At 62.9% G+C, this 22,477-nt stretch carries 15 protein-coding genes and 1 pseudogene; 10 read left to right on the top strand and 6 right to left on the bottom strand.

What is annotated here, in order from left to right; genetic code table 11:
- Positions 1-184: 184 nt before the first annotated feature.
- Both D886_RS0102990 and putP read right to left on the bottom strand, forming a co-directional pair.
- Positions 185-1,021: a 23S rRNA (adenine(2030)-N(6))-methyltransferase RlmJ gene (locus tag D886_RS0102990; RefSeq protein ID WP_027592484.1), complete on the bottom strand. Its 837-nt coding sequence runs from the start codon at positions 1,019-1,021 to the stop codon at positions 185-187.
- 106 nt (positions 1,022-1,127) lie between these two features.
- Positions 1,128-2,606: a sodium/proline symporter PutP gene (gene putP / locus D886_RS0102985; RefSeq protein WP_027592483.1), complete on the bottom strand. Its 1,479-nt coding sequence runs from the start codon at positions 2,604-2,606 to the stop codon at positions 1,128-1,130.
- Positions 2,607-2,962: 356 nt separating this feature from the next.
- Between putP and putA the strand changes: the two genes are divergently transcribed.
- The gene (gene putA, locus D886_RS0102980; protein WP_027592482.1) at positions 2,963-6,916 is read left to right on the top strand and encodes a trifunctional transcriptional regulator/proline dehydrogenase/L-glutamate gamma-semialdehyde dehydrogenase; all 3,954 of its coding nucleotides are present in this window, start codon (positions 2,963-2,965) and stop codon (positions 6,914-6,916) included.
- Between the two features lie 266 nt (positions 6,917-7,182).
- On the opposite strand, the gene D886_RS0102975 is transcribed toward putA, so the two are convergent.
- On the bottom strand, positions 7,183-7,746 hold the full coding sequence (locus D886_RS0102975) for a hypothetical protein (RefSeq protein WP_027592481.1): 564 nt from the start codon (positions 7,744-7,746) through the stop codon (positions 7,183-7,185).
- Positions 7,747-7,905: 159 nt separating this feature from the next.
- Complete coding sequence (locus tag D886_RS27575; protein ID WP_256214913.1) at positions 7,906-8,334, bottom strand: hypothetical protein; 429 nt, start codon at positions 8,332-8,334, stop codon at positions 7,906-7,908.
- Between the two features lie 383 nt (positions 8,335-8,717).
- Between D886_RS27575 and D886_RS0102965 the strand changes: the two genes are divergently transcribed.
- A complete protein-coding gene (locus D886_RS0102965; protein ID WP_027592480.1) occupies positions 8,718-10,520 on the top strand; it encodes an acyl-CoA dehydrogenase in 1,803 nt (600 codons plus the stop codon).
- A 30-nt stretch (positions 10,521-10,550) separates the two neighbouring features.
- Here the strand turns inward: D886_RS0102965 and D886_RS0102960 are convergent, their stop codons facing one another.
- Positions 10,551-11,486 carry a DMT family transporter gene (locus D886_RS0102960; protein WP_027592479.1) on the bottom strand — a complete coding sequence of 312 codons (936 nt, stop codon included), beginning with the start codon at positions 11,484-11,486 and terminating at the stop codon, positions 10,551-10,553.
- Between the two features lie 56 nt (positions 11,487-11,542).
- Positions 11,543-11,806: a DUF3077 domain-containing protein gene (locus D886_RS0102955; protein WP_027592478.1), complete on the bottom strand. Its 264-nt coding sequence runs from the start codon at positions 11,804-11,806 to the stop codon at positions 11,543-11,545.
- A 233-nt stretch (positions 11,807-12,039) separates the two neighbouring features.
- Here D886_RS0102955 and D886_RS0102950 point away from each other — a divergent pair, with 233 nt between their 5' ends.
- The 8 genes and pseudogenes from D886_RS0102950 (at position 12,040) to yccS (ending at position 22,371) form a co-directional block, all read left to right on the top strand.
- A complete protein-coding gene (locus D886_RS0102950; RefSeq protein WP_027592477.1) occupies positions 12,040-12,930 on the top strand; it encodes a LysR substrate-binding domain-containing protein in 891 nt (296 codons plus the stop codon).
- A gap of 8 nt (positions 12,931-12,938) precedes the next feature.
- Positions 12,939-13,040: pseudogene (locus D886_RS28710) on the top strand (hypothetical protein); the annotation flags it as partial.
- 31 nt (positions 13,041-13,071) lie between these two features.
- Positions 13,072-14,514, top strand: coding sequence for a TldD/PmbA family protein (locus tag D886_RS0102945; RefSeq protein ID WP_027592476.1), 1,443 nt, complete (start codon positions 13,072-13,074; stop codon positions 14,512-14,514).
- Positions 14,514-15,845 (top strand): TldD/PmbA family protein, encoded by a 1,332-nt coding sequence (locus D886_RS0102940; RefSeq protein ID WP_027592475.1) that lies wholly within the window; start codon positions 14,514-14,516, stop codon positions 15,843-15,845. Before D886_RS0102945 ends, D886_RS0102940 begins: the two co-directional genes overlap by 1 nt.
- Positions 15,846-15,974: 129 nt before the next feature.
- Positions 15,975-17,402 carry a multidrug transporter subunit MdtD gene (gene mdtD / locus D886_RS0102935; protein WP_027592474.1) on the top strand — a complete coding sequence of 476 codons (1,428 nt, stop codon included), beginning with the start codon at positions 15,975-15,977 and terminating at the stop codon, positions 17,400-17,402.
- A 112-nt stretch (positions 17,403-17,514) separates the two neighbouring features.
- On the top strand, positions 17,515-18,852 hold the full coding sequence (dbpA, locus tag D886_RS0102930; protein ID WP_256214922.1) for an ATP-dependent RNA helicase DbpA: 1,338 nt from the start codon (positions 17,515-17,517) through the stop codon (positions 18,850-18,852).
- Positions 18,853-18,923: 71 nt separating this feature from the next.
- Entirely contained in the window at positions 18,924-20,105 is a 1,182-nt protein-coding gene (locus D886_RS0102925) for an NAD(P)/FAD-dependent oxidoreductase (RefSeq protein WP_027592472.1), read from the top strand.
- 82 nt (positions 20,106-20,187) lie between these two features.
- Positions 20,188-22,371, top strand: a complete 2,184-nt coding sequence (gene yccS, locus D886_RS0102920) for a YccS family putative transporter (RefSeq protein ID WP_027592471.1) — start codon at positions 20,188-20,190, stop codon at positions 22,369-22,371.
- Positions 22,372-22,477 lie beyond the last annotated feature (106 nt).

Below are 22,477 nucleotides of genomic sequence, written 5' to 3'. Positions count from 1 at the left end.
CGGTAGAGATGCGCCAACGGCCTCGTGGGCGGATGGCGGCTAAAGGGCGAGATTATAACGCAAACAATTCCAACTGGCCCTATCGCCGGCAAGCCGGCTCCCACAGGTTCGGCGCAGCCCCTAAGAGCAGCGCCGTACCTGTGGGAGCCGGCTTGCCGGCGATAAGGCCAGCTGGGGAACCGCTTTACTCGGCGATCAGCCAGTCCATCCGGTAGCTACCCGCCGTCTGCGCCAGCTCTTTGGCGAGCCAGGGCAGCAGTTCCTTCAGCTCTTCCTCCAGCCCCCACGGCGGGTTGGCAATGGCCAGGCCAGAGCCGTTGAGCCCCTGCGGGCTGTCCTGATGGTGCACATACAACTCCACACGCAGCAACTTGGGCGCGCCAGTGCTGGTGAGGTCCTGATAGAAGCGGGTCAGCGAGCGCTGGTCCTTGATCGGGTACCAGATGGCCGCGACGGTTTGGCGCATGCGGCCGATCGCCTCTTTCATCGAGGTGGTACAGCGTTTGAGCTCATCGGCCTGCTCGAACGGCGGGTCGATCAGCATGATCGCGCGCTTTTCCTGCACCGGCAGCAGGGCGCGCGGCACATGCCAGCCCTCGCCCAGGTGAACGAAGACGCGTGGGTCTTTCTTCATGTTCTCTTTGAGCAGCGGCCCGTCTTCGGGGTGCTTCTCGTTGAGCAGGGCGCGGTCTTGCTGACGCATCAGGCGGCGAGCCAGCTCTGGCGAACCTGGGTAGTAACGCAACTCGCCATCGGCATTGAGGCGCTTGATGATGCGCAGGTAATCGCCTGCCATGGCCGGCAGGTCGTCGCGGTTCCACAACCGGGCAACGCCTTCGAGGTATTCACCGGTGCGGGTCGCCTGATCGCCCTGCAAGTCATACAGGCCAAGGCCTGCGTGGGTATCGATATAGGCGAACGGCTGCTCCTTGCGCGACATCAGGGCGATGAGGCGGGTCAGCACGATGTGCTTGAGGACGTCGGCGTGGTTGCCGGCGTGGAAGGCGTGACGATAGTTCATGGCAACTCCTGCGGGGGTGGCAAGTTTACCTTGCCTTGCAGGCGGAGTCAGGCCTGGCTGTCGATCGGCGGCGCCTGCTTCGCGGGCGCCGCCTGTTCAACGGGTATTACTTGTCCGCGTGATACGCCGCATCAGCCGTTTCGAAGCGCTGAACCATCGCCGTCGACGGGCTACCCAGCTTGCTCACCACGACGATGGCGATGCTGGCGAAGAGGAAGCCTGGGATGATTTCGTACAGCCCAAGGGTGTCGAATTGCTTCCACAGGATCACGGTCAACGCACCCACCACGATACCGGCAAGGGCGCCGTTACGGGTCATGCCTTTCCACAGTACCGAGATCAGCACCACCGGACCAAAGGCCGCACCGAAGCCCGCCCAGGCGTAGGCCACCAGGCCCAACACGCGGTTTTCCGGGTTGGCTGCCATGGCGATGGCAATCAGGGCAACCGCCAGCACCATCAGGCGGCCGACCCACACCAGTTCACGCTGCGAAGCACCCTTGCGCAGGAAGGCTTTGTAGAAGTCTTCGGTCAGGGCACTGGAGCACACCAGCAGCTGGCAGCTCAAGGTGCTCATCACCGCCGCCAGGATGGCCGACAGCAACACGCCCGCGATCCATGGGTTGAACAGGATCTTCGCCAGTTCGATGAACACACGCTCGTGGTTCTCGGTCACCGGGCCCGCAAGATCAGGGTTGGCCGAGAAGTAGGCGATGCCGAAGAAGCCCACGGCACAGGTACCGGCCAGGCACAGGATCATCCACGTCATGGAAATGCGACGGGCCTTGGCGATCGACTTGACCGAGTCAGCGGCCATGAAGCGCGCCAGGATGTGCGGCTGGCCGAAGTAGCCCAGGCCCCAACCCATCAGCGAGATGATGCCGATGAAAGTTGCACCCTTGAACATGTCGAAGTTGGCCGGGTTCTGCGCTTCGATGGCCAGGAAGGTGGTGTCGAAGCCACCGGTCGAGATCAGCACGATCACCGGGGTGAGGATCAGCGCGAAAATCATCAGCGAAGCCTGCACGGTGTCGGTCCAGCTCACCGCCAGGAAGCCACCGACGAAGGTGTAGGCGATGGTGGCGGCAGCGCCAGCCCACAGCGCCGTCTCGTACGGCATGCCGAAGGTGCTTTCGAACAGACGCGCACCGGCGACGATGCCAGACGCGCAATAGATAGTGAAGAACACCAGGATGACGATGGCCGAGATGATCCGCAGCAGGCCGCTCTGGTCTTCGAAGCGGCTGGAGAAGTAGTCCGGCAGCGTCAAGGCATCGCCGTTGTGCTCGGTCTGCACCCGCAGGCGACCCGCAACGAACAGCCAGTTCAGGTAGGCGCCGACGGTCAGGCCGATGGCGATCCAGGCTTCGGACAGGCCGGAGAAGTAGATGGCGCCCGGCAGGCCCATCAGCAGCCAGCCGCTCATGTCGGAAGCACCGGCAGAGAGCGCAGTGACCACGCTACCCAGGCTTCGACCGCCCAGGATGTAGTCGGAAAGGTTATTGGTGGCGCGATACGCGGCGAAGCCGATCAGTACCATTGCTGCGATATAGACCACAAAGGTGATCGTTAGTGGATTGCCCATGCGTGTGCCCTGGCGTTTGTTGTTATTTCATGCACAACCACAACGTGGCGGTTGCACCCAGGTGGCGAATGCTATGCAACATCGCAAACAGGGTGCAACCCTTTTTCCGTTTCAAGTTGCACCTACTCATGCATTTTCAGTTAAAGCCTCGTTCTTGCTCCTTTTTGGAGCAAAAACGGGATTTTTCAGACTAAATTGCCCCAGAAACAACCTTTAATTAAGTGTAGGAATGTTCGCCGGACGAGTTGCACCTTTTCCGTTAAAAAATCGGGTTGCACCTGGTTGCACCTGAATTGCCCTACAGCTACTCTTGGCGTCAGCTTAGGCCACAGTCGTGGCAATAATGAGGATAAGAAATGGCGACGACCACCCTTGGGGTCAAACTCGATGACCCTACCCGTGAGCGACTCAAAGCAGCTGCGCAGTCCATCGACCGCACGCCGCATTGGTTGATCAAGCAAGCGATCTTCAATTACCTGGAGAAGCTCGAGGGTGGTGCCACCCTGACCGAACTCAACGGTCATGCCAGCAACCTGGTCGACGATGCTGGCGAAGTCCAGCCAGACCATGCTCACCAATGCTTCCTCGAATTCGCCGAGAGCATCCTGCCGCAATCGGTACTGCGCTCGGCCATCACCGCCGCTTACCGCCGCCCCGAGCAGGAAGTCATTCCGATGCTGCTGGAGCAGGCTCGCCTGAGCGCGCCACTGGCAGAGGCCACCAACAAACTGGCGGCCGGAATCGCCGAAAAACTGCGCAACCAGAAGAGCGCTGGCGGCCGCGCTGGCATCGTCCAGGGCCTGCTGCAAGAGTTCTCGCTGTCGTCCCAGGAAGGCGTGGCGCTGATGTGCCTGGCAGAAGCCTTGCTGCGCATCCCAGACAAGGGCACCCGCGATGCGCTGATCCGCGACAAGATCAGCACCGGCAACTGGCAGCCGCACCTGGGCAACAGCCCATCGCTGTTCGTCAACGCCGCCACCTGGGGCCTGCTGCTGACCGGCAAGCTGGTGTCCACCCATAACGAATCCGGCCTCACCTCGTCGCTTACCCGTATCATCGGCAAAAGCGGCGAGCCGATGATCCGCAAGGGCGTCGACATGGCCATGCGCCTGATGGGCGAGCAGTTCGTCACCGGTGAAACCATCGCCGAAGCCCTGGCCAACGCCAGCCGTTTCGAGGCCAAGGGCTTCCGTTATTCCTACGACATGCTCGGTGAAGCCGCACTGACCGAGCACGACGCACAGAAGTACCTGGCATCCTACGAGCAAGCGATCCACTCGATCGGCAAAGCCTCGCATGGCCGCGGCATCTATGAAGGCCCAGGCATCTCGATCAAGCTGTCGGCCCTGCACCCGCGCTACAGCCGCGCCCAGTATGAGCGCGTGATGGAAGAGCTGTACCCGCGCCTGCTGTCGCTGACCCTGCTGGCCAAGCAATACGATATCGGCCTGAACATCGACGCCGAAGAAGCCGACCGCCTGGAGCTGTCGCTCGACCTGCTCGAGCGCCTGTGCTTCGAACCCTCGCTGGCAGGCTGGAACGGTATCGGCTTCGTCATCCAGGCCTACCAGAAGCGCTGCCCGTATGTGATCGACTATGTCATCGACCTGGCCAAGCGCAGCCGCCACCGCCTGATGATCCGCCTGGTGAAAGGCGCCTACTGGGACAGCGAAATCAAGCGCGCCCAGGTCGAAGGCCTGGAAGGCTACCCGGTCTACACCCGCAAGGTGTACACCGATGTGTCCTACGTTGCCTGCGCACGCAAACTGCTGGCCGTGCCCGAAGCCATCTACCCGCAGTTCGCCACCCACAACGCCCACACCCTGTCGGCCATCTACCACATCGCCGGCCAGAACTATTACCCCGGCCAGTACGAGTTCCAGTGCCTGCACGGCATGGGTGAGCCGCTGTACGAGCAAGTGGTCGGCAAGATTTCCGACGGCAAGCTGAACCGTCCGTGCCGTGTCTATGCACCGGTCGGCACCCACGAGACCCTGCTTGCGTATCTGGTTCGTCGCCTGCTGGAAAACGGCGCCAACACCTCGTTCGTCAACCGCATCGCCGACCACTCGATCTCCATCCAGGAACTGGTTGCCGACCCGGTCGCCAGCATCGAGCGCATGGCCACCCAGGAAGGCGGCATCGGCCTGCCACACCCGCGCATCCCGTTGCCGCGTGACCTGTACGGCACTGAGCGGGCCAACTCGGCCGGTATCGACATGGCCAACGAACACCGCTTGGCGTCGCTGTCCTGCGCCATGCTGGCCACTGCCCACAACGACTGGAAAGCCACCCCGCTGCTGGCCTGCGCCGCCAGCGAATCGGCTGCTGTGCCGGTGCTGAACCCAGCGGACCACCGCGATGTGGTCGGCCACGTCCAGGAAGCCACGGTTGCCGACGTCGACAACGCCATCCAGTGCGCCCTCAACGCCGCACCGATCTGGCAGGCCACCCCGCCCGCCGAGCGCGCTGCGATCCTTGAGCGCACCGCCGACCTGATGGAAGCCGAGATCCAGCCGCTGATGGGCCTGCTCATCCGCGAGGCCGGTAAAACCTTCGCCAACGCCATCGCCGAAGTGCGCGAGGCCGTGGACTTCCTGCGCTACTACGCGGTGCAAGCCCGCAACGACTTCAGCAACGACGCCCACCGCCCATTGGGCCCAGTGGTGTGCATCAGCCCGTGGAACTTCCCGTTGGCAATCTTCAGCGGCCAGGTCGCCGCTGCACTCGCCGCGGGCAACCCAGTACTGGCCAAGCCCGCCGAGCAAACCCCGCTGATTGCCGCCCAGGCCGTGCGCCTGCTGCTGGAAGCAGGCATTCCGGAAGGCGTCCTGCAACTGCTGCCAGGCCGCGGCGAGACTGTCGGTGCCGGTCTGGTCGGTGACGAGCGCGTCAAAGGCGTGATGTTCACCGGTTCCACCGAAGTGGCCCGCCTGCTGCAACGTAACGTCGCCGGCCGCCTGGACAACCAGGGCCGCCCGATCCCGCTGATCGCCGAAACCGGCGGCCAGAACGCGATGATCGTCGACTCCTCGGCCCTGACCGAGCAGGTGGTGATCGACGTGGTGTCCTCGGCCTTCGACAGCGCCGGCCAGCGCTGCTCGGCTCTGCGCGTGCTGTGCCTGCAGGAAGACTCCGCCGACCGTGTGATCGAGATGCTCAAGGGTGCCATGGCCGAGAGCCGCCTGGGCAACCCGGACCGCCTGGCCGTGGACATTGGCCCGGTGATCGACGCCGAAGCCAAGGCTGGCATCGAGAAGCACATCCAGGGCATGCGTGAAAAAGGCCGCTCGGTCTACCAGGTTGCCATCGCCGATGCGGCCGAGGTCAAACGCGGCACCTTCGTCATGCCAACCCTGATCGAGCTGGACAGCTTCGACGAACTCAAGCGCGAGATCTTCGGCCCAGTGCTGCACGTGGTGCGCTACAACCGCCGCAACCTCGACCAACTGATCGAGCAGATCAACAACTCCGGTTACGGCCTGACCCTCGGCGTGCACACCCGCATCGACGAAACCATCGCCAAAGTGGTGGAAACCGCCAACGCCGGCAACATGTACGTCAACCGCAACATCGTTGGCGCGGTGGTCGGCGTGCAGCCGTTCGGTGGTGAAGGCCTGTCCGGTACCGGCCCGAAAGCCGGCGGCCCGCTGTACCTGTACCGCCTGCTGTCGACCCGCCCGGCCGACGCCATTGGCCGTCACTTCCAGCAGCAGGATGGCGAAGGCAAGCCTGACCGCACCCTGCACGAGCAGCTGATCAAGCCGCTGCACAGCCTCAAGGCCTGGGCCGAGAGCAACCAGCAGGCCGACCTGGCTGCGCTGTGCACCCAGTTTGCCGGCCAGTCGCAGAGCGGCATCGCCCGCCTGCTGCCAGGCCCGACCGGCGAGCGCAACAGCTACACCATCCTGCCGCGCGAGCACGTGCTGTGCCTGGCGGACAACGAAGCCGACCTGCTGGCGCAGTTTGCTGCCGTCCTGGCGGTTGGCAGCTCGGCGGTATGGGCTGACAGCGAACCGGGCAAAGCCCTGCGCGCCCGCCTGCCGAAAGAGCTGCAGGCCAAGGTCAAGCTGGTAGCGGATTGGAACAAGGATGAAGTGGCGTTCGACGCCGTGATCCACCATGGCGATTCGGACCAACTGCGTAGCGTGTGCCAGCAAGTGGCCAAGCGTGCCGGGGCGATCGTCGGTGTGCACGGGCTGTCCAGCGGCGACCACCAGATTGCGCTGGAGCGCTTGGTGATCGAGCGGGCGGTGAGTGTGAATACTGCTGCTGCGGGGGGTAATGCGAGCCTGATGACCATCGGTTGATGGCTTTTGATAAAAAAGGAGAGCTTCGGCTCTCCTTTTTTATGGGCGCATGTCTTGAGATGTTTGGCGCCTATGAGATCGAGCGCCGCCCGCGCGGCGCTCGATTTCATAGGCGCAGAAAGAGGAATGGCAGGCACCTGACAGCTTTAAGCGAATACTCCGCCGAACACCTCGCGTGGCCCATTGCGCGCAAGCTATGTGACCTATTTTTTTCACCTGGATTGCGAGCCTCGGATCTCCTTTTTTGTATCTGGGCAAACTGACGTTCAGACCATGGATGAAAGGCTGACCAAGGCAAACAACTGCATCACGGCAATCGCAATGCCCAGCAACATCCAAAGCCAGTTGGCCAGTGTGAAACGGCTGTTGCCCACCCCCCCTGGGTCACCCGCACTGAAATTGATGCCTTTCTGCATGGGCACCAAGATGATCAGCCAAGCCAACTGAATGACAGCTCCTGCAACATAGGCAGCCAACCATTGATCATCCAGAGCGACGCTGGCAACCAGCCAAGCAATGGTCATACCGTAGTAGCCCAATGTCAGCCCCAGGATGGACCACGGATAGGTCCTCCCTGAGTCGCGAATCTGGTCATTTACCCTTCGCAATAATGGATAGATAAAAAACACAGCAAAAGCGCTTCGCCAGAATGGGCTGACCTGCTCTCCCGTTTTCGCGCTATGCAGCTTCCAACTTTGATAGAAGCAATACAACCAGTAGAAGCCGAAAGTGAAGAACGTCATCACGCCATATTTCATGGGAGAAACGACATAAAACGGTACTTCATGACCCTTGGCATCGGGCAATTCATTGTCGCGGGCATCACTCATTAGAAACGCTTCCTTATGAACACCAAAGCGCCTATTCAAGACCAGCTCGCGCTCAATCCGCAGTAGTCCGATTTCTCCTTGATTTGTGGGGAATGTCTCTGAATTGCCTGCGCTTGCGCTTCGCGACGTTTGACAGCACGGCCAAGCGAACCGGGGCGATCATTGATGTGCAGGAGCTATCCGCCAAAGCCACCAAAGACTCCAGCCTTTTGTTCCTTCGCAGGCAGCCAGAACGCACAACCAAAGCCATGCGCTGATATCGGGCAGTAGTAAGATCAAGGAAAGTGATGGAATTACAAAAAAAAGGCGAAAAGGCAGTTGAGCAAATGCCAGATAAACGCCAGCCCTTCGTCCCCAGCAAAGCAGCACACTGCTGACAGCAATGGAAAGCTGAGCAATCAGTCCTATCCAAACAAGGATTTCAAGTCCTCCACCCCACCGCTCCATATTGGAAAGCGCAGAATCGAAATCGCTAAAAAATGGTGTCACACCCCGATTTATTCCAGCGACAACCACAAACCCCACATAAAAAGCATCCATACTTCCCCAAAAAAAACCAACCCAGCGCCGTGGTTCGATTACTGACACGCTTACCTCACTTAGCGGTACACACTTCTGAGTTATATCCCTGGCGGTGTTGGCATAATTGAACAATGGTTTTAGCCAAAAAAGGACCTTCGATTTTGTGTAAATCTTCTTTCCAGCCCCTGCCACAACGCGACAACCATCTCATCACCTGCCCCTCTTGATTGAAGTCTTTACACTTACTCCAACCTGCTCATCGGTGCGTCAGCGATACCTCCTAAAATAATGTAGGACGTTTCCTTTTCTTACGGACGGCCCTACATCCTACTCACGAGCCTTGCAGGCATTCAGGTCCTTTTAAGCCCATATCACCCACATCTATTGACCTGTTCCCACATCCGCACTCCCGCCTAGACTCGGCCAATGCCCGCTCAAGGACCGCCCCCATGCCCGAGACCCTGCTCAGCCCTCGCAACCTCGCCTTCGAGCTCTACGAAGTCCTCGACGCCGAAGCCCTCACCCAGCGCCCGCGCTTCGCCGAGCACAGCCGCGAAACCTTCGACGCGGCGCTGACCACCGCCCGTACCATCGCCGAAAAGTACTTTGCGCCGCACAACCGCAAGGCCGATGAAAACGAGCCGCGCTTCGTCGACGGCCGCGCAGAGCTGATCCCCGAAGTGAAGCCCGCCGTCGACGCCTTCCTCGAAGCCGGCTTTCTCAACGCCAACCGCGACTTCGAGGTCGGCGGCATGCAGTTGCCCAGCCTGGTCTCGCAGGCCTGCTTTGCGCACTTCCAGGCCGCCAACGCTGGCACCACGGCCTACCCATTCCTGACCATGGGCGCGGCCAATCTGATCGAAAGCTTCGGCACCGACGAACAAAAACGCCTGTTCCTGCAGCCGATGATCGACGGCCGCTACTTCGGCACCATGGCGTTGACCGAGCCGCATGCGGGCTCGTCCCTGGCCGATATCCGCACCCGCGCAGAACCCGCCGGCGATGGCAGCTACAGGCTCAAGGGCAACAAGATCTTCATCTCTGGCGGCGACCACGAGCTGTCGGAAAACATCGTGCACATGGTGCTGGCCAAGCTGCCGGATGCGCCTCCCGGGGTGAAGGGCATCTCGCTGTTCATCGTGCCCAAGTACCGGGTGAACCCGGATGGCAGCCGTGGCGAGCGTAACGATGTGCTGCTAGCTGGCCTGTTCCACAAGATGGGTTGGCGCGGCACTACCTCGACGGCGTTGAACTTCGGCGACAACGGCCAGTGCATCGGCTACCTGGTCGGCCAGCCGCACCAGGGCCTGGCCTGCATGTTCCAGATGATGAACGAGGCGCGCATCGGCGTTGGCATGGGCGCGGTGATGCTCGGATATGCCGGCTACCTGTACTCGCTGGACTACGCGCGCCAGCGGCCACAAGGGCGGTTGCCGGACAACAAGGACCCGCACAGCCCTGCCGTGCCGATCATCGGGCATACCGACGTCAAGCGCATGCTGCTGACGCAGAAGGCTTACGTTGAAGGCGCCTTCGACCTTGGCCTGTACGCCGCACGCCTGTTCGACGACACCCAGACAGCCGACGACGAGAGCACTCGGCAACACGCCCAGGCACTGCTCGACCTGTTGACCCCGATCGTCAAATCCTGGCCATCGGCCTTCTGCCTCAAAGCCAACGAGTTAGCGATCCAGGTCCTCGGCGGCCATGGCTACACCCGCGAATACCCCGTTGAGCAGTATTACCGCGACAACCGCCTGAACCCGATTCACGAGGGCACTGAAGGCATCCAGTCGCTCGACCTGCTCGGCCGCAAGCTTGCGCAAAACGGCGGCGCCGGGCTCAAGCAACTGATCCGCCTGATCGCCAGCACAGCCGAGCGCGCCAGCCACCACCCTGGCCTCGACACCCTGCGCCAGCCGCTGGAGCAGTTGGTCAATCGCCTGCAGGCCGTCACCCTTGCCCTGCTGGGTGACATGGCCCAGGGCAACGTCAGCACCGCCCTGGGCAACTCGGCCCTGTACCTCAAGGCCTTCGGCCACTGCGTGGTTGGCTGGCGCTGGCTGGAACAGGCCATCCACGCCGAACTCGGCCTGCTCAAAGGCAACGCCGACGACCGTGACTTCTACCTCGGCAAGCTGCAGGCCGCGCGCTACTTCCTGACCTGGGAAGTGCCGGGCTGCCACAATGAGCTGGCATTGCTCGAGGTACGCGACGACACCTGTATCACCATGCAAGACGGGTGGTTCTAGCGACCAGCGCAGTGCCGCGCTCACGCGCCTCTATCTGTCACCCGTGTCGCTCAGCGCAATGGCAGGCGTGGCCGACCTGCGCGGCTGGCGGGTGATGGCGATACCTGCCGCGACCACCGCAATGCCCACGTAGGTTGTCCAATGGATCACGTCCCCGAACATCATCGCCGCCCATAACAGCGTCACCGGAGGCTCGAGGTAGACCAGTGCCGAGACGCGGGTCGCCGAGAGCTTTGTCAGCAATATCCACAGGCTCAGGTAGGCAATGAACGTGGAGAACAGGGTCAGCCATGCGACCGCCGCCCAGACCTGTGTGCTGGCAGGCACGTCGATCAACCCCAGCGGCAAGCCTGCAGCCGTGAGCAGCAGCAGTGTCGCAGTCGATTGCAGAAACAACGGCATCAGCAGACCGTCCTTGCTGTGGTCCGTCGCCATGATCGATTGCCGACGCTGATACAGCGTGGCGATGGACAACGTGATGGCGGCGATCAGCGGCAGGGCGTACAGCCAGAGGCTAAGCTGGCTCGCAGACAGGCTGTACTCTGCAAAAATGATCATGCTGACGCCGGCGAACCCCACCCCAAGCCCGAGCCATTCCTGCCGACCACTGCGCTCATGCTGGCTGTTGTTGCTCATCGATGCCGTGATCAATGGCTGCAGCGCACAAATGATGGCGGCAATCCCCGCCGGTAGCCCGCCCCGGATGGCGATGTAGACACTGACCAGATAGGCAAACTGCGCCAGGAAACCAATGACGGCGTTGTAGCGTATCTGCGCCCACGTAAGCGCACGCAGCCGATGCACGACAAAAGGCAGCAGGCAGATGCTGACCAGCAGAAACCGCCAGAACAGCAGGTTGATGGCACCCGCGTCCTCCGTGCCCAGCCGGGCACCAATAAAGCCTGAACTCCAGGAAAGGACAAAGATGACTTGCAGCAGGATCAGGTACGGCGCACTGCTTGGCATGATCACGCCCTTGTGTAATGTAATTCCTCGAACGTAATCGGCTCGCACCGCAACTATCAGCGCAGCATCCCGAGCTCGGCATCATCCAACAGCGCCTTGGCCAAAGCGCTCAGGTAATGCGAGGCCCAGATCAGTTGCGGGTTGTCTTCCATTACACCGGTGATGGTCAAATCTCGCACCACACCCATCAATTCAGAGGCCTGCTCGCGGGCATCCTGGCAAGGAATACCGGGCTCAATGCAAAACAGCGGCTGAGTCTTCTTTTCGCCTTGGTAGAACCTGGTCTTGCCGACAGTGGTTTTGGTGTCGTCTGTGGTCACTGCTCAATCTCCCTCAAGCGTCAGTGTCTGGCCGGGCCTCTTGGCGAGGCAAACCCCTCCTACTCGTTCAACACGAGGCTTGAAACTGCGGTGAACCCGTTCAGGTCATCCGTATCATTCCATTGCAATTCAGGGGGCATGCGGGCTTCGGCCCCACAGTAAGAGTGGGTATAAAGGCTGTACAGTTGATTAAATCGAAGCGCTGGTTCGATCCGACCAAATCAGGTGGCTCCATGGGCAAAGGCCTCGACATCGATGTACTGAGAACCTTCCAGGCAGTGGCCCGGCTAGGCCGTTTCAAGGCGGCGGCCGACTACGTCCACCGCAGCCCATCGGCGGTGACGACGCAGATCCAGAAGCTGGAGGGAAAGATCGGGCAACAATTGTTCACACGCAGTAACCAGTCGGTGGAGCTAACCCCTGCGGGCCGTCAGCTGATGGGCGAAGCGACACGTTTCTTGATGGCTCACGACAGGCTACTGGCCACGCTGTCGCCACAGCAGATGACCGGCAAAGTGCGCATAGGCGTACCCGACGGTTATGCCGCCAACCTCATGAGCGACTTTCTACCGGTGTTCGTCGCCAACAACCCGAAGCTGGAGTTGGAGGCTGTAGCGCGATCCAGCGCAGAGCTCATCGACCTGTTTGCGCGACAGCGGCTGGACCTGGCTGTAGCGGTCAGCAGTGACGACTGGCAGCAAGGCGAGTGGCTTCGCTCGACGCAGCCGCGCTGGGCCGCAGCGCCTGGATTCAGCCATGACCCCAATCGCCCCTTGCCGCTGGCACTGCAGTTGAAGGGTTGCCCGTACCGGGAGGCGGCCTTGCAGGCACTGAAAGCCCACGGCATTGCTTACCGTGTGCTGCTGGAAAGCGCCAACTGGCACGCGGTACTGGCCTGCATGAGAAGTGGCCTGGCCGTGGGCATTGTCGAAGGGCTGGATAGCACGGATACCTCACTCGCGTACGTGGAAGGGCTGGGCTTGCCCGACCTCGAAAAGCACCACGTCTACTTGCTAACGGACACCTCGCACCATGTCGCAGCGCATCTGAATGCTATGTTGAAGGCCGCCATCCAGAAAGTGGGCGTAACAACGCCGCCCCATTGCTGGGAGCGCGGTGGTTGATCGGCCCGCGTTATTTCCTGACCAGGGAAGTACCTGGCTGCCATAATGAGCTGGCATTGCTCGTGGCCCGTAACGATACAGGCCTAGGCATGCGAGTGGCGTGGTTCTAGGGGGAGCCACCACTGACTCGGAGGTTCCCGCATGTTCGATTCCAGCGCCCTGTTGCGCCAGCGTTTTGCTGGGCTGCGCAGCACGGCCGAGTTGTTTTCCCTGCGTCATGTGAAGCAGTCGTACCAGGCATTGTCTGTGCGCCGCAATGTGGCCGAGCCGCCCTTCTTCAGCCAGGACGAGGGCGCCATGCTCACCGTGCGGGTCAACGGCGTTGAGGCCTATGCGGCTACCGCCGACCTGTCCCAGCAAGGCTTGCAGCAGGCGCTCGAACGCGCCGAAGCGCTGGCCCGGCAGATCGCCAGGCATAGCCTGCTGGACCTGCGCGACCAACCGGTGACCAGCGCACGCCACGACCATGTCTCGCCCAACTTCGACCAGCCACTGCCCAACCTCGCCGATTGCCTGGGCCTGCTCGCCGCCGAGTCGGCCAGCGTGCCCCAGGACAGCCGCCTGGTGGATTGGCAGGCCGGCCTGGACATCACCCTGGTCGAACAAACCTACCTCAACTCCGCCGGCGCCGAGCTGCGCCACGCCCAGCGCTTCCTGTTCCCAGGCCTGAGCGTGACGGCCAGTGACGGCCAAGACAGCCAGAGCCGCAGCCTGGGCCGGGACAACTTTGGCCAGCAGGGTGGCTTCGAGGTCATCGAGCGCTGTGGCCTGGTCGGCGCCGCCCGGCGGGTCGCCGACGAGGCGCTGCAACTGCTGCTGGCACCCAATACACCCAGCGGCCCACGTGACCTGCTGCTGATGCCCGACCAGATGATGCTGCAGATTCACGAGTCCATCGGCCACCCGCTGGAGATGGACCGCATTCTCGGCGACGAGCGCAACTACGCCGGCACCAGTTTCGTCAACGCCAGTGACTTCGGCCGCCTGCAGTACGGCTCGAAGCTGCTCAACGTGACCTTCGACCCGACCATCGGAGAAGAACTCGCCAGCTACAGCTACGACGATGACGGCACCCAGGCCAGCAAGCAGTTCCTGATCCGCGATGGCGTGCTACTGCGCCCGTTGGGCGGCGCCCTGTCGCAGTTCCGCTCCGGCCTGAACGGCGTGGCCAACAGCCGTGCCTGTGGCTGGAACCGCGCACCGATCGACCGCATGGCCAACCTCAACATCGAGCCGGGCGACCGCTCGCTGGCGCAGCTGGTCAAGGGCATCGAGCACGGCATCCTGATGCGCACCAACCGCTCCTGGTCCATCGACGATGCCCGCAACAAGTTCCAGTTCGGCTGCGAGTGGGGCCAACTGATCGAAAACGGCGAGCTCAAGGGCATCGTCAAGAACCCCAACTACCGCGGCATCTCGGCGCAGTTCTGGCGCAACTTGTCCGCCGTCGGCGACGCCAGCACCTTCCAGGTGCTCGGTACGCCCAATTGCGGCAAAGGCGAGCCCAACCAGGTGGTGCGGGTTGGCCATGCTTCGCCGGCCTGCGTGTTCAGCCAGATCGATGTCTTCGGAGGCGACGCCTGATGAGCGCCACACCCCAACACCGCTTCGAAAGCCTGCTTGGCGCCCTGCGCGATGCCCTGCAGCCGGGCGAACAGTTCACCTTTGGCTACAGCGCCGAGCAGTCGCAGTTCGTGCGTTTCAACCACGCCAAGGTGCGCCAGGCCGGCGAGGTGAGCCAGGCCAATGTGCAACTGCGCCTGATCTGTGATGGCCGCCAGGCCGAGCAGTTGATCACCTTGGGCGATGATGCCGTGCTGGACCGCGCGCGCCTGGCCGATGCCCTGGGCCAACTGCGCCAGACCTTGCCCCTGCTGGCCGTCGACCCCTACCTGCGCCTGGACGAAACCCCGTGGAACAGCCACAGCCAACAAGACCACACGCTGCCGGAACTGGATGAAGTGCTGGCCTTGATCGAACAGGAAGCCGGCGACCTGGACCTGGTCGGCATCTACGCCGCCGGGCCGATCTGTCGCGGCTTCGCCAGCTCGTTCGGGGCCTTTGGCTGGCACCAGGCCAACAGTTTCAACATGGACTGGAGCCTGTTCCACAGCAACGGCCAGGCCGTGAAAGCCAACTATGCCGGGCAGGCCTGGAGCGCTGACGAGTTCGTCGCGCGCCTGCGCCAGGCCCGCGAGCAACTGGCGTTCCTGGGCCGCCCCGCCATCACCTTGAAACCGGGCAGTTACCGCGCCTACCTGGCGCCAGCGGCCATGGACGAGATCGCCGGCATGCTGTGCTGGGGCGGGTTTTCTGCGCAGGCCCTGGCCACTGGCAACAGCGCCCTGCAGCGCCTGTATAACGGCGATGCCCATCTGAGCCCGCTGGTCAGCTTCGACGAGCAGGTCAGCGGTTCGCTGAGCCCGGCGTTTTCGGATGAGGGGTCACCCCGCCTCGATGTGCCGCTGATCCAACAAGGCCAAGCCGTGCAGCGCCTGATCAGCGCACGCAGTGCGGCCGAGTTCGCGCTGGTGGCGAATGGCGCCGACAGCTACGAGTCGCCCTGCGCCTTGAGCCTGGCGGCGGGCAACCTGGCCAGTGAAGCAATCCTCGAACGGCTGGGCACCGGGCTGTATATCAGCAACCTGTGGTACCTGAACTACTCGGACCGGCCAGCAGCACGCATGACCGGCCTGACCCGTTTTGCCACTTTCTGGGTGGAGAATGGCCAGATTCAGGGGCCGGTAAGTACCATGCGCTTCGATGACAGCCTGTACAGTTTGCTGGGCAGCCAACTAGAGGACCTGACGCGCGAGCGCGAGATGATCCTGTCTACCAGTACTTATGGACAGCGCAGTACTGGGTCGAGTCATTTACCGGGGGCATTGGTCAAAGGCCTGACCCTGACATTGTGATAGGCATTAGCGGCCCTTTCGCGGGGCAAGCCCGCTCCCACAGAGATGTCACCCCATTCGAGGGCAGTGGAGATCCTGTGGGAGCGGGCTTGCCCCGCGAAGAGGCCGGCACAGACAAACGAGGACGTCATGCCCGAACGCACCCCGCTGGACCCCGTCACCGCCCGCTGGATCCCCTGGGTCGTGGCCATCGCTTTCTTCATGCAGTCCCTGGACGGCACCATTCTCAACACCGCGCTGCCGGCCATGGCCCGCTCGCTGGAAGAGGACCCGCTGCGCATGCAAGGCGTGATCATCGCCTACATGCTCACCGTAGCCTTGCTGATCCCCGCCTCCGGCTGGCTCGCCGACCGCTTCGGTACCAAGCACATCTTCTTCAGCGCGATCCTGTTGTTCAGCTTCGGCTCACTGCTATGCGCCGCCGCCGACAGCCTCGGTTTTCTGATCATGGCCCGAGTCGTTCAAGGCCTGGGCGGCGCATTAATGCTGCCGGTCGGCCGGCTGGTGGTACTGCGCGCCTACCCCCGCACCGAGCTGGTGCGGATCATGAGCTTCATCACCATCCCCGGCCTGCTCGGCCCCCTGCTCGGCCCAACGGTCGGTGGCTGGCTGGTGGAAATCCTCAGCTGGCACTGGATCTTCCTGCTCAACCTGCCGGTCGGTGCCATCGGCTGTTATGCCGTGTGGAAGTTCATCCCTGACCTGCGCGGCGCCGAGCGCACCAGCTTCGATGGCCCGGGCTTCCTCTTGTTCGGCGCGGCGATGGTGCTGATCACCATCGCCATGGAAGGCTTGGGCGAGTTGCACTTGCCGCACTTGCGGGTGATGTTGCTGCTGTTCGCTGGCATGGCCTGCCTGGCCGCCTACTGGCTGCGGGCCGGGCGCGATCCCGAGCCGTTGTTCTCGCCCAGCCTGTTCCGCGTGCGCACCTTTGCCATCGGCATCCTCGGCAACCTGTTCGCGCGCCTGGGCAGCGGCGCCCTGCCCTTCCTCGTGCCCTTGCTGTTGCAGGTGGCACTGGGCTATTCACCATCCCAGGCAGGCATGAGCATGATCCCGTTGGCTGCAGCGGCGATGCTGGCCAAGTCCATCGCCCGGCCGCTGATCGAGCGCTTCGGCTACCGCATCATCCTCACCGGCAATACCCTGCTGCTGGGCCTGCTGCTGGCCAGCCTCGGCCTGGTCGACGAGCAGACGCCCTACGCCGTGCTGCTGATACAGCTGGGCCTACTCGGCGCCGTGAACTCCATGCAGTTCACGGCCATGAACACGGTAACCCTGATCGACCTCGACGATGCCAGCGCCAGCAGCGGCAACAGCCTGCTGTCGGTGGTCGCGCAACTGGCGCTGAGCCTGGGTGTGGCTTGCGCGGGTGCATTGCTGGGCGGCTTCACGGCGGCCGGCAGCGCCGAGGGGGTGGAAAGCACCTTGGGCGCCTTCCAGCTGACCTTCGTGACCATCGGCATCATGGCCATGCTGGCCGCAGCGATCTTCCTGCAACTGGCGCCGACAGACGGAAGGCGTGCCCGTCGTCCGGAACAACACATGGAGTCGTAGGGCGAATGGCCATGAGGCTGGTAGACTGTGCGGCATTTTTCGCTTCGCCACACAGGCCCGCCTCGTGACCACCGAATCCACCGCCTTTGCCACCCTGCCGCTGTCCGCCGCCATGCTGGCCAACCTGGACGCCCTCGGCTATGCCTCGATGACGCCGATCCAGGCCCAGAGCCTGCCGGTCATCCTCAAGGGCCAGGACCTGATCGCCCAGGCCAAGACCGGCAGCGGCAAGACCGCTGCGTTCGGCATCGGACTGCTGAACCCGATCAACCCGCGCTACTTCGGTTGCCAGGCGCTGGTCCTGTGCCCGACCCGCGAACTCGCCGACCAGGTCGCCAAAGAGTTGCGCCGGCTGGCCCGCGCCGAAGACAACATCAAGATCCTGACCCTCTGCGGCGGCGTTTCGCTCGGCCCGCAGATCGCGTCGCTGGAGCACGGTGCGCACATCATCGTCGGCACCCCGGGGCGCATCCAGCAGCACCTGGACAAAGGCACCCTGGTACTCGACGGGCTCAACACGCTGATCCTCGACGAAGCTGACCGCATGCTCGACATGGGCTTTTTCGACGCCATCGCCAGCATCATCGGCAAGACTCCGGCCCGCCGCCAGACCCTGCTGTTCTCGGCCACCTACCCGTCCGGCATCAAGCAGCTTGCCGCAGACTTCATGCGCAACCCGCAGCAGGTCAAGGTCGAAAGCCTGCACACCGACAACCAGATCGAACAGCGCTTCATTGAAATCGACGCGCAACAGCGCCTCGAAGCGGTGACCCGCGTGCTCGGCCACTATCGCCCGCAATCGTGCGTGGCGTTCTGCTTCACCAAGCAGCAGTGCGAAGACGTGGTCGCCCACCTCACGGCCAAAGGCATCGTCGCCCAGGCCCTGCACGGTGACCTCGAACAGCGCGACCGCGACCAAGTGCTGGCCATGTTCGCCAACCGCAGCAGCTCGGTGCTGGTGGCGACCGACGTGGCCGCGCGCGGCCTGGACATCGACGGCCTGGACATGGTGCTCAACGTCGAGCTGGCGCGTGACGCCGAGATCCACGTGCACCGTGTCGGCCGTACCGGCCGTGCCGGTGAGAAGGGCGTTGCGGTCAGCCTGGTGGCCCCGGCCGAAGGCCACCGCGCCCAGGCCATCGAAGCGCTGCAGAAGAGCCCGCTGCGCTGGGACCAGCTGGACAGCCTGAAAAATAAAGGCGGCGAGCCGCTGCTGCCGGTGATGAGCACCTTGTGCATCGCTGCCGGGCGCAAGGACAAACTGCGCCCGGGTGACATCCTCGGCGCATTGACCGGCGATGCCGGCATCCCGGGCAAGCAGGTGGGCAAGATCGCCATCTTCGATTTCCAGGCCTTCGTGGCGGTGGAACGGGCACTGGCCAAGCAGGCGATGCAGCGCCTGAACAGCGGCAAGATCAAGGGCCGCGCCCTGAAAGTCCGCATTCTCTGATGATTTTTTGGGGCTGCTCTGCAGCCCATCGCAGGCAAGCCAGCGGCCCCAGCTACCAATGAGGTAACACCGTGCACACCACCGACGTGATCATCCTCGGCGCCGGCGCCGCCGGCCTGATGTGCGCCCAGCTCAGCGCCCGCCGTGGCCGCCGGGTACTGCTGCTCGACCACGCCAACAAGCCAGGCAAGAAAATCCTCATGTCCGGCGGCGGGCGCTGCAACTTCACCAACATGTACACCGAGCCTGCCAACTTCCTTTCGCACAACGCGCACTTCTGCAAGTCGGCGCTGGCCCGCTACACCCAGTGGGACTTCATCGAACTGGTGGCCAAGCATGGCGTGCCGTATCACGAGAAGAAGCTCGGGCAGCTGTTCTGCGACAACAAAGCCAGCGACATCCTCAACATGCTCCTGGCCGAGTGCGAAGAGGCCGGTGCCGAGTTGCGCATGGACACCAGCATCTCGCACATCGAGAAAACCGAAAATGGCTACCTGCTGCAAACCAGTGCCGGGCAGTTCGCCTGCCAGTCGCTGGTGATCGCCACCGGCGGCCTGTCGATCCCGACCCTGGGTGCTACCGGTTTCGGCTACCAGGTGGCGCGCCAGTTCGGCCATACCCTGCTGCCGACCCGCGCCGGGCTGGTGCCCTTCACCATCACCGAGCCCCAACTCAAGGCACTGTGCACTGAACTGTCGGGCACCTCGCTGGACTGCACGGCCAGCTGCAACGGCACCAGTTTCCGCGAGAACCTGCTGTTTACCCACCGCGGCCTGAGCGGCCCGGCGATTCTGCAGATCTCCTCGTTCTGGGAGGCCGGCGACACGGTGGAGATCAACCTGCTGCCGGACCGCGATGCACTGACCTGGCTGCAACAGCAGCAGGCCGAGCGCGCCAACGCAGAACTGAAGACGGTGCTTGGCGAGGTGTTCACCCGCAAGCTGGCCAACCTGTTGGCCGAGCAGTGGTTCGAATCGAAGCCGATGAAGCAGTACACCCCGGCAGAACTGGCCCAGATCGCCGAAAAACTGGCAGCCTGGCAAGTGGTACCGGCTGGCACCGAGGGCTATCGCACCGCCGAAGTGACGCTGGGCGGCGTGGACACCCGCGAGGTGTCGTCCAAGACCATGGAGTCGCTCAAAGCCCCGGGGCTGTACTTCATTGGCGAGGTGCTGGATGTCACCGGCCACCTGGGCGGTTTCAATTTCCAGTGGGCATGGGCATCGGCTAACGCTGCGGCGCAGTTCGTGTAGAGTAGAATCCATTCAGCAGCACGGAACGCTTCTTGCTGGTCCGTGCGGCACTGTATTCATTCGATCACAGCCCAAGGCCATCATGTCATCGAGCTCGTTCCGTCAGTCACTGCGTCGCCTGTGGGGCCAAGACAAGTTCAGCTACAGCATCAGGGTTACGGTCGCCCTTACCGGCAGCATGGCCTTGTGCTGGTACCAGGATGAAATGGCCCTGCTGATCCCCTTGTTCCTGGGCATCATCGCCAGCGCCCTGGCCGAAACCGACGACAGCTGGCAAGGCCGGCTCAGCGCGCTGGCGGTAACCCTGGTGTGTTTTGCCATCGCCGCGCTGTCGGTCGAGTTACTGTTCCCCTACCCCTGGATCTTCGCCGGCGCCCTCGCCCTGGCGGCCTTCGGCCTGACCATGCTCGGTGCACTGGGCGAGCGCTATGGTGCGATCGCTTCAGCCACGCTGATTTTGTCGGTGTACACCATGATCGGCGTGGACCAACGCGGCGGCCAGGTGAATGACTTCTGGCACGAGCCAATGCTGCTGGTGGCGGGCGCAGCCTGGTACGGCCTGCTGTCGGTGCTGTGGCAAGCGTTGTTCTCCAATCAGCCGGTGCAGCAAAGCCTGGCCAAACTGTTTTTCGAGCTGGGGCGCTACCTTAAGCTCAAGGCCAACCTGTTCGAACCCATCCGCAACCTCGACCTGGAGGCCCGCCGCCTGGAGCTGGCCCAGCAGAATGGCAAGGTGGTTGCGGCGCTCAACGCCGCCAAGGAAATCATCCTGCACCGGGTCGGCAACAGCCAGCCAAATTCCAAGGTCAGCCGTTACCTGAAACTGTACTTTCTGGCCCAGGATATTCACGAGCGCGTCAGCGCCTCGCATTACCCGTACAACGCCCTGGCCGAAGCATTCTTCCACAGCGACGTGATGTTCCGCTGCCAGCGCCTGCTGCGTCATCAAGGCTCCGCCTGCCAAGACCTGGCGCGCTCGATCCGCTTGCGCCAGCCGTTCGTGCTCGACAGCCGGTTTGCCGACACCCTGGAAGACCTCAACGCCTCCCTGGAGCACTTGCGCAACCAGAACAACCCGGCCTGGCGTAGCCTGCTGCGCTCGTTGCGGGCACTGGCGGCCAACCTTGCCACCCTCGACCGCCTGCTGGGCGCCGCCAGCAACCCGGACAGCCTGGCCGATGCCAGTGACAGCAGCCTGCTCGACCGTTCGCCACGCTCGCTGAAGGATGTGTTGAGTCGCCTGCGCACCCAGCTCACGCCGACCTCGCTGCTGTTCCGCCACGCTCTGCGCCTGTCGCTGGCACTGTCGATCGGCTACGGCATGGTGCATTTGATTCACCCGACCCAGGGCTACTGGATCATCCTCACTACGCTGTTCGTCTGCCAGCCCAACTATGGCGCAACCCGGCGCAAGCTGGTGCAGCGGGTGTTCGGCACGGCCATCGGCTTGACGGTCGGCTGGGCCCTGTTCGACCTGTTCCCCAGCCCGATCGTCCAGTCGATGTTCGCCGTGGTCGCCGGGGTGGTGTTCTTCGTCAACCGCACCACCCGGTACACCTTGGCAACCGCAGCGATCACCTTGATGGTGCTGTTCTGCTTCAACCAGATCGGCGACGGCTACGGCCTGTTCCTACCGCGCCTGTTCGATACCCTGGTGGGCAGCCTGATCGCCATTCTGGCGGTGTTCCTGTTCCTGCCCGACTGGCAAGGCCGGCGCTTGAACAAGGCGCTGGCCAACACTTTGGCCTGCGCCAGCGTGTACCTGCGCCAGATCATGCAGCAGTATGCCCACGGCAAACGCGACGACCTCGCCTACCGCCTGGCCCGCCGCAATGCCCACAACGCCGATGCGGCGCTGTCGACCACGCTGGCCAACATGCTCATGGAGCCGGGGCACTTCCGCAAGGAAGCGGACGTTGGCTTCCGTTTCCTGGTGTTGTCGCACACGCTGCTCAGCTACCTCTCCGGGCTTGGCGCGCACCGCGACACCGCCTTGCCGGCGGAGGTGCAGGAGCAGTTGATTGAGGGCGCGGGGCAAAGCCTGGCCAACAGCCTGGATGAAATCGCCAATGGCCTGGCGGCGCGGCTACCGGTGGCGATCCACAGTGATGCCGAAGAAGCGCTGGCCAACGACCTGGAGCAGATGCCGGAAGAGCTGGATGAGCACCAGCGGTTGGTGCAGACCCAGCTGGCACTGATTTGCAGGCAGTTGGGGCCATTGCGCACGTTGGCGGCGCACCTGGTCAAGGAAAGCGCGCCGGCCTAAATGCTATGTGGCCTATGGCGGCCTCTTCGCGGGTGAACCCGCTCCCACAGGGGGGGTGTATCGCTTGTGTGGGTTTACCCGCGAAGAGGCCAGCACGGGCATTAGA

The organism is Pseudomonas sp. LAIL14HWK12:I7, assembly GCF_000483465.1.
Lineage (GTDB): Bacteria > Pseudomonadota > Gammaproteobacteria > Pseudomonadales > Pseudomonadaceae > Aquipseudomonas > Aquipseudomonas kermanshahensis.
Note: the sequence above shows the minus strand (reverse complement) of the source record. Positions and strands in the feature narration are given on the sequence as shown.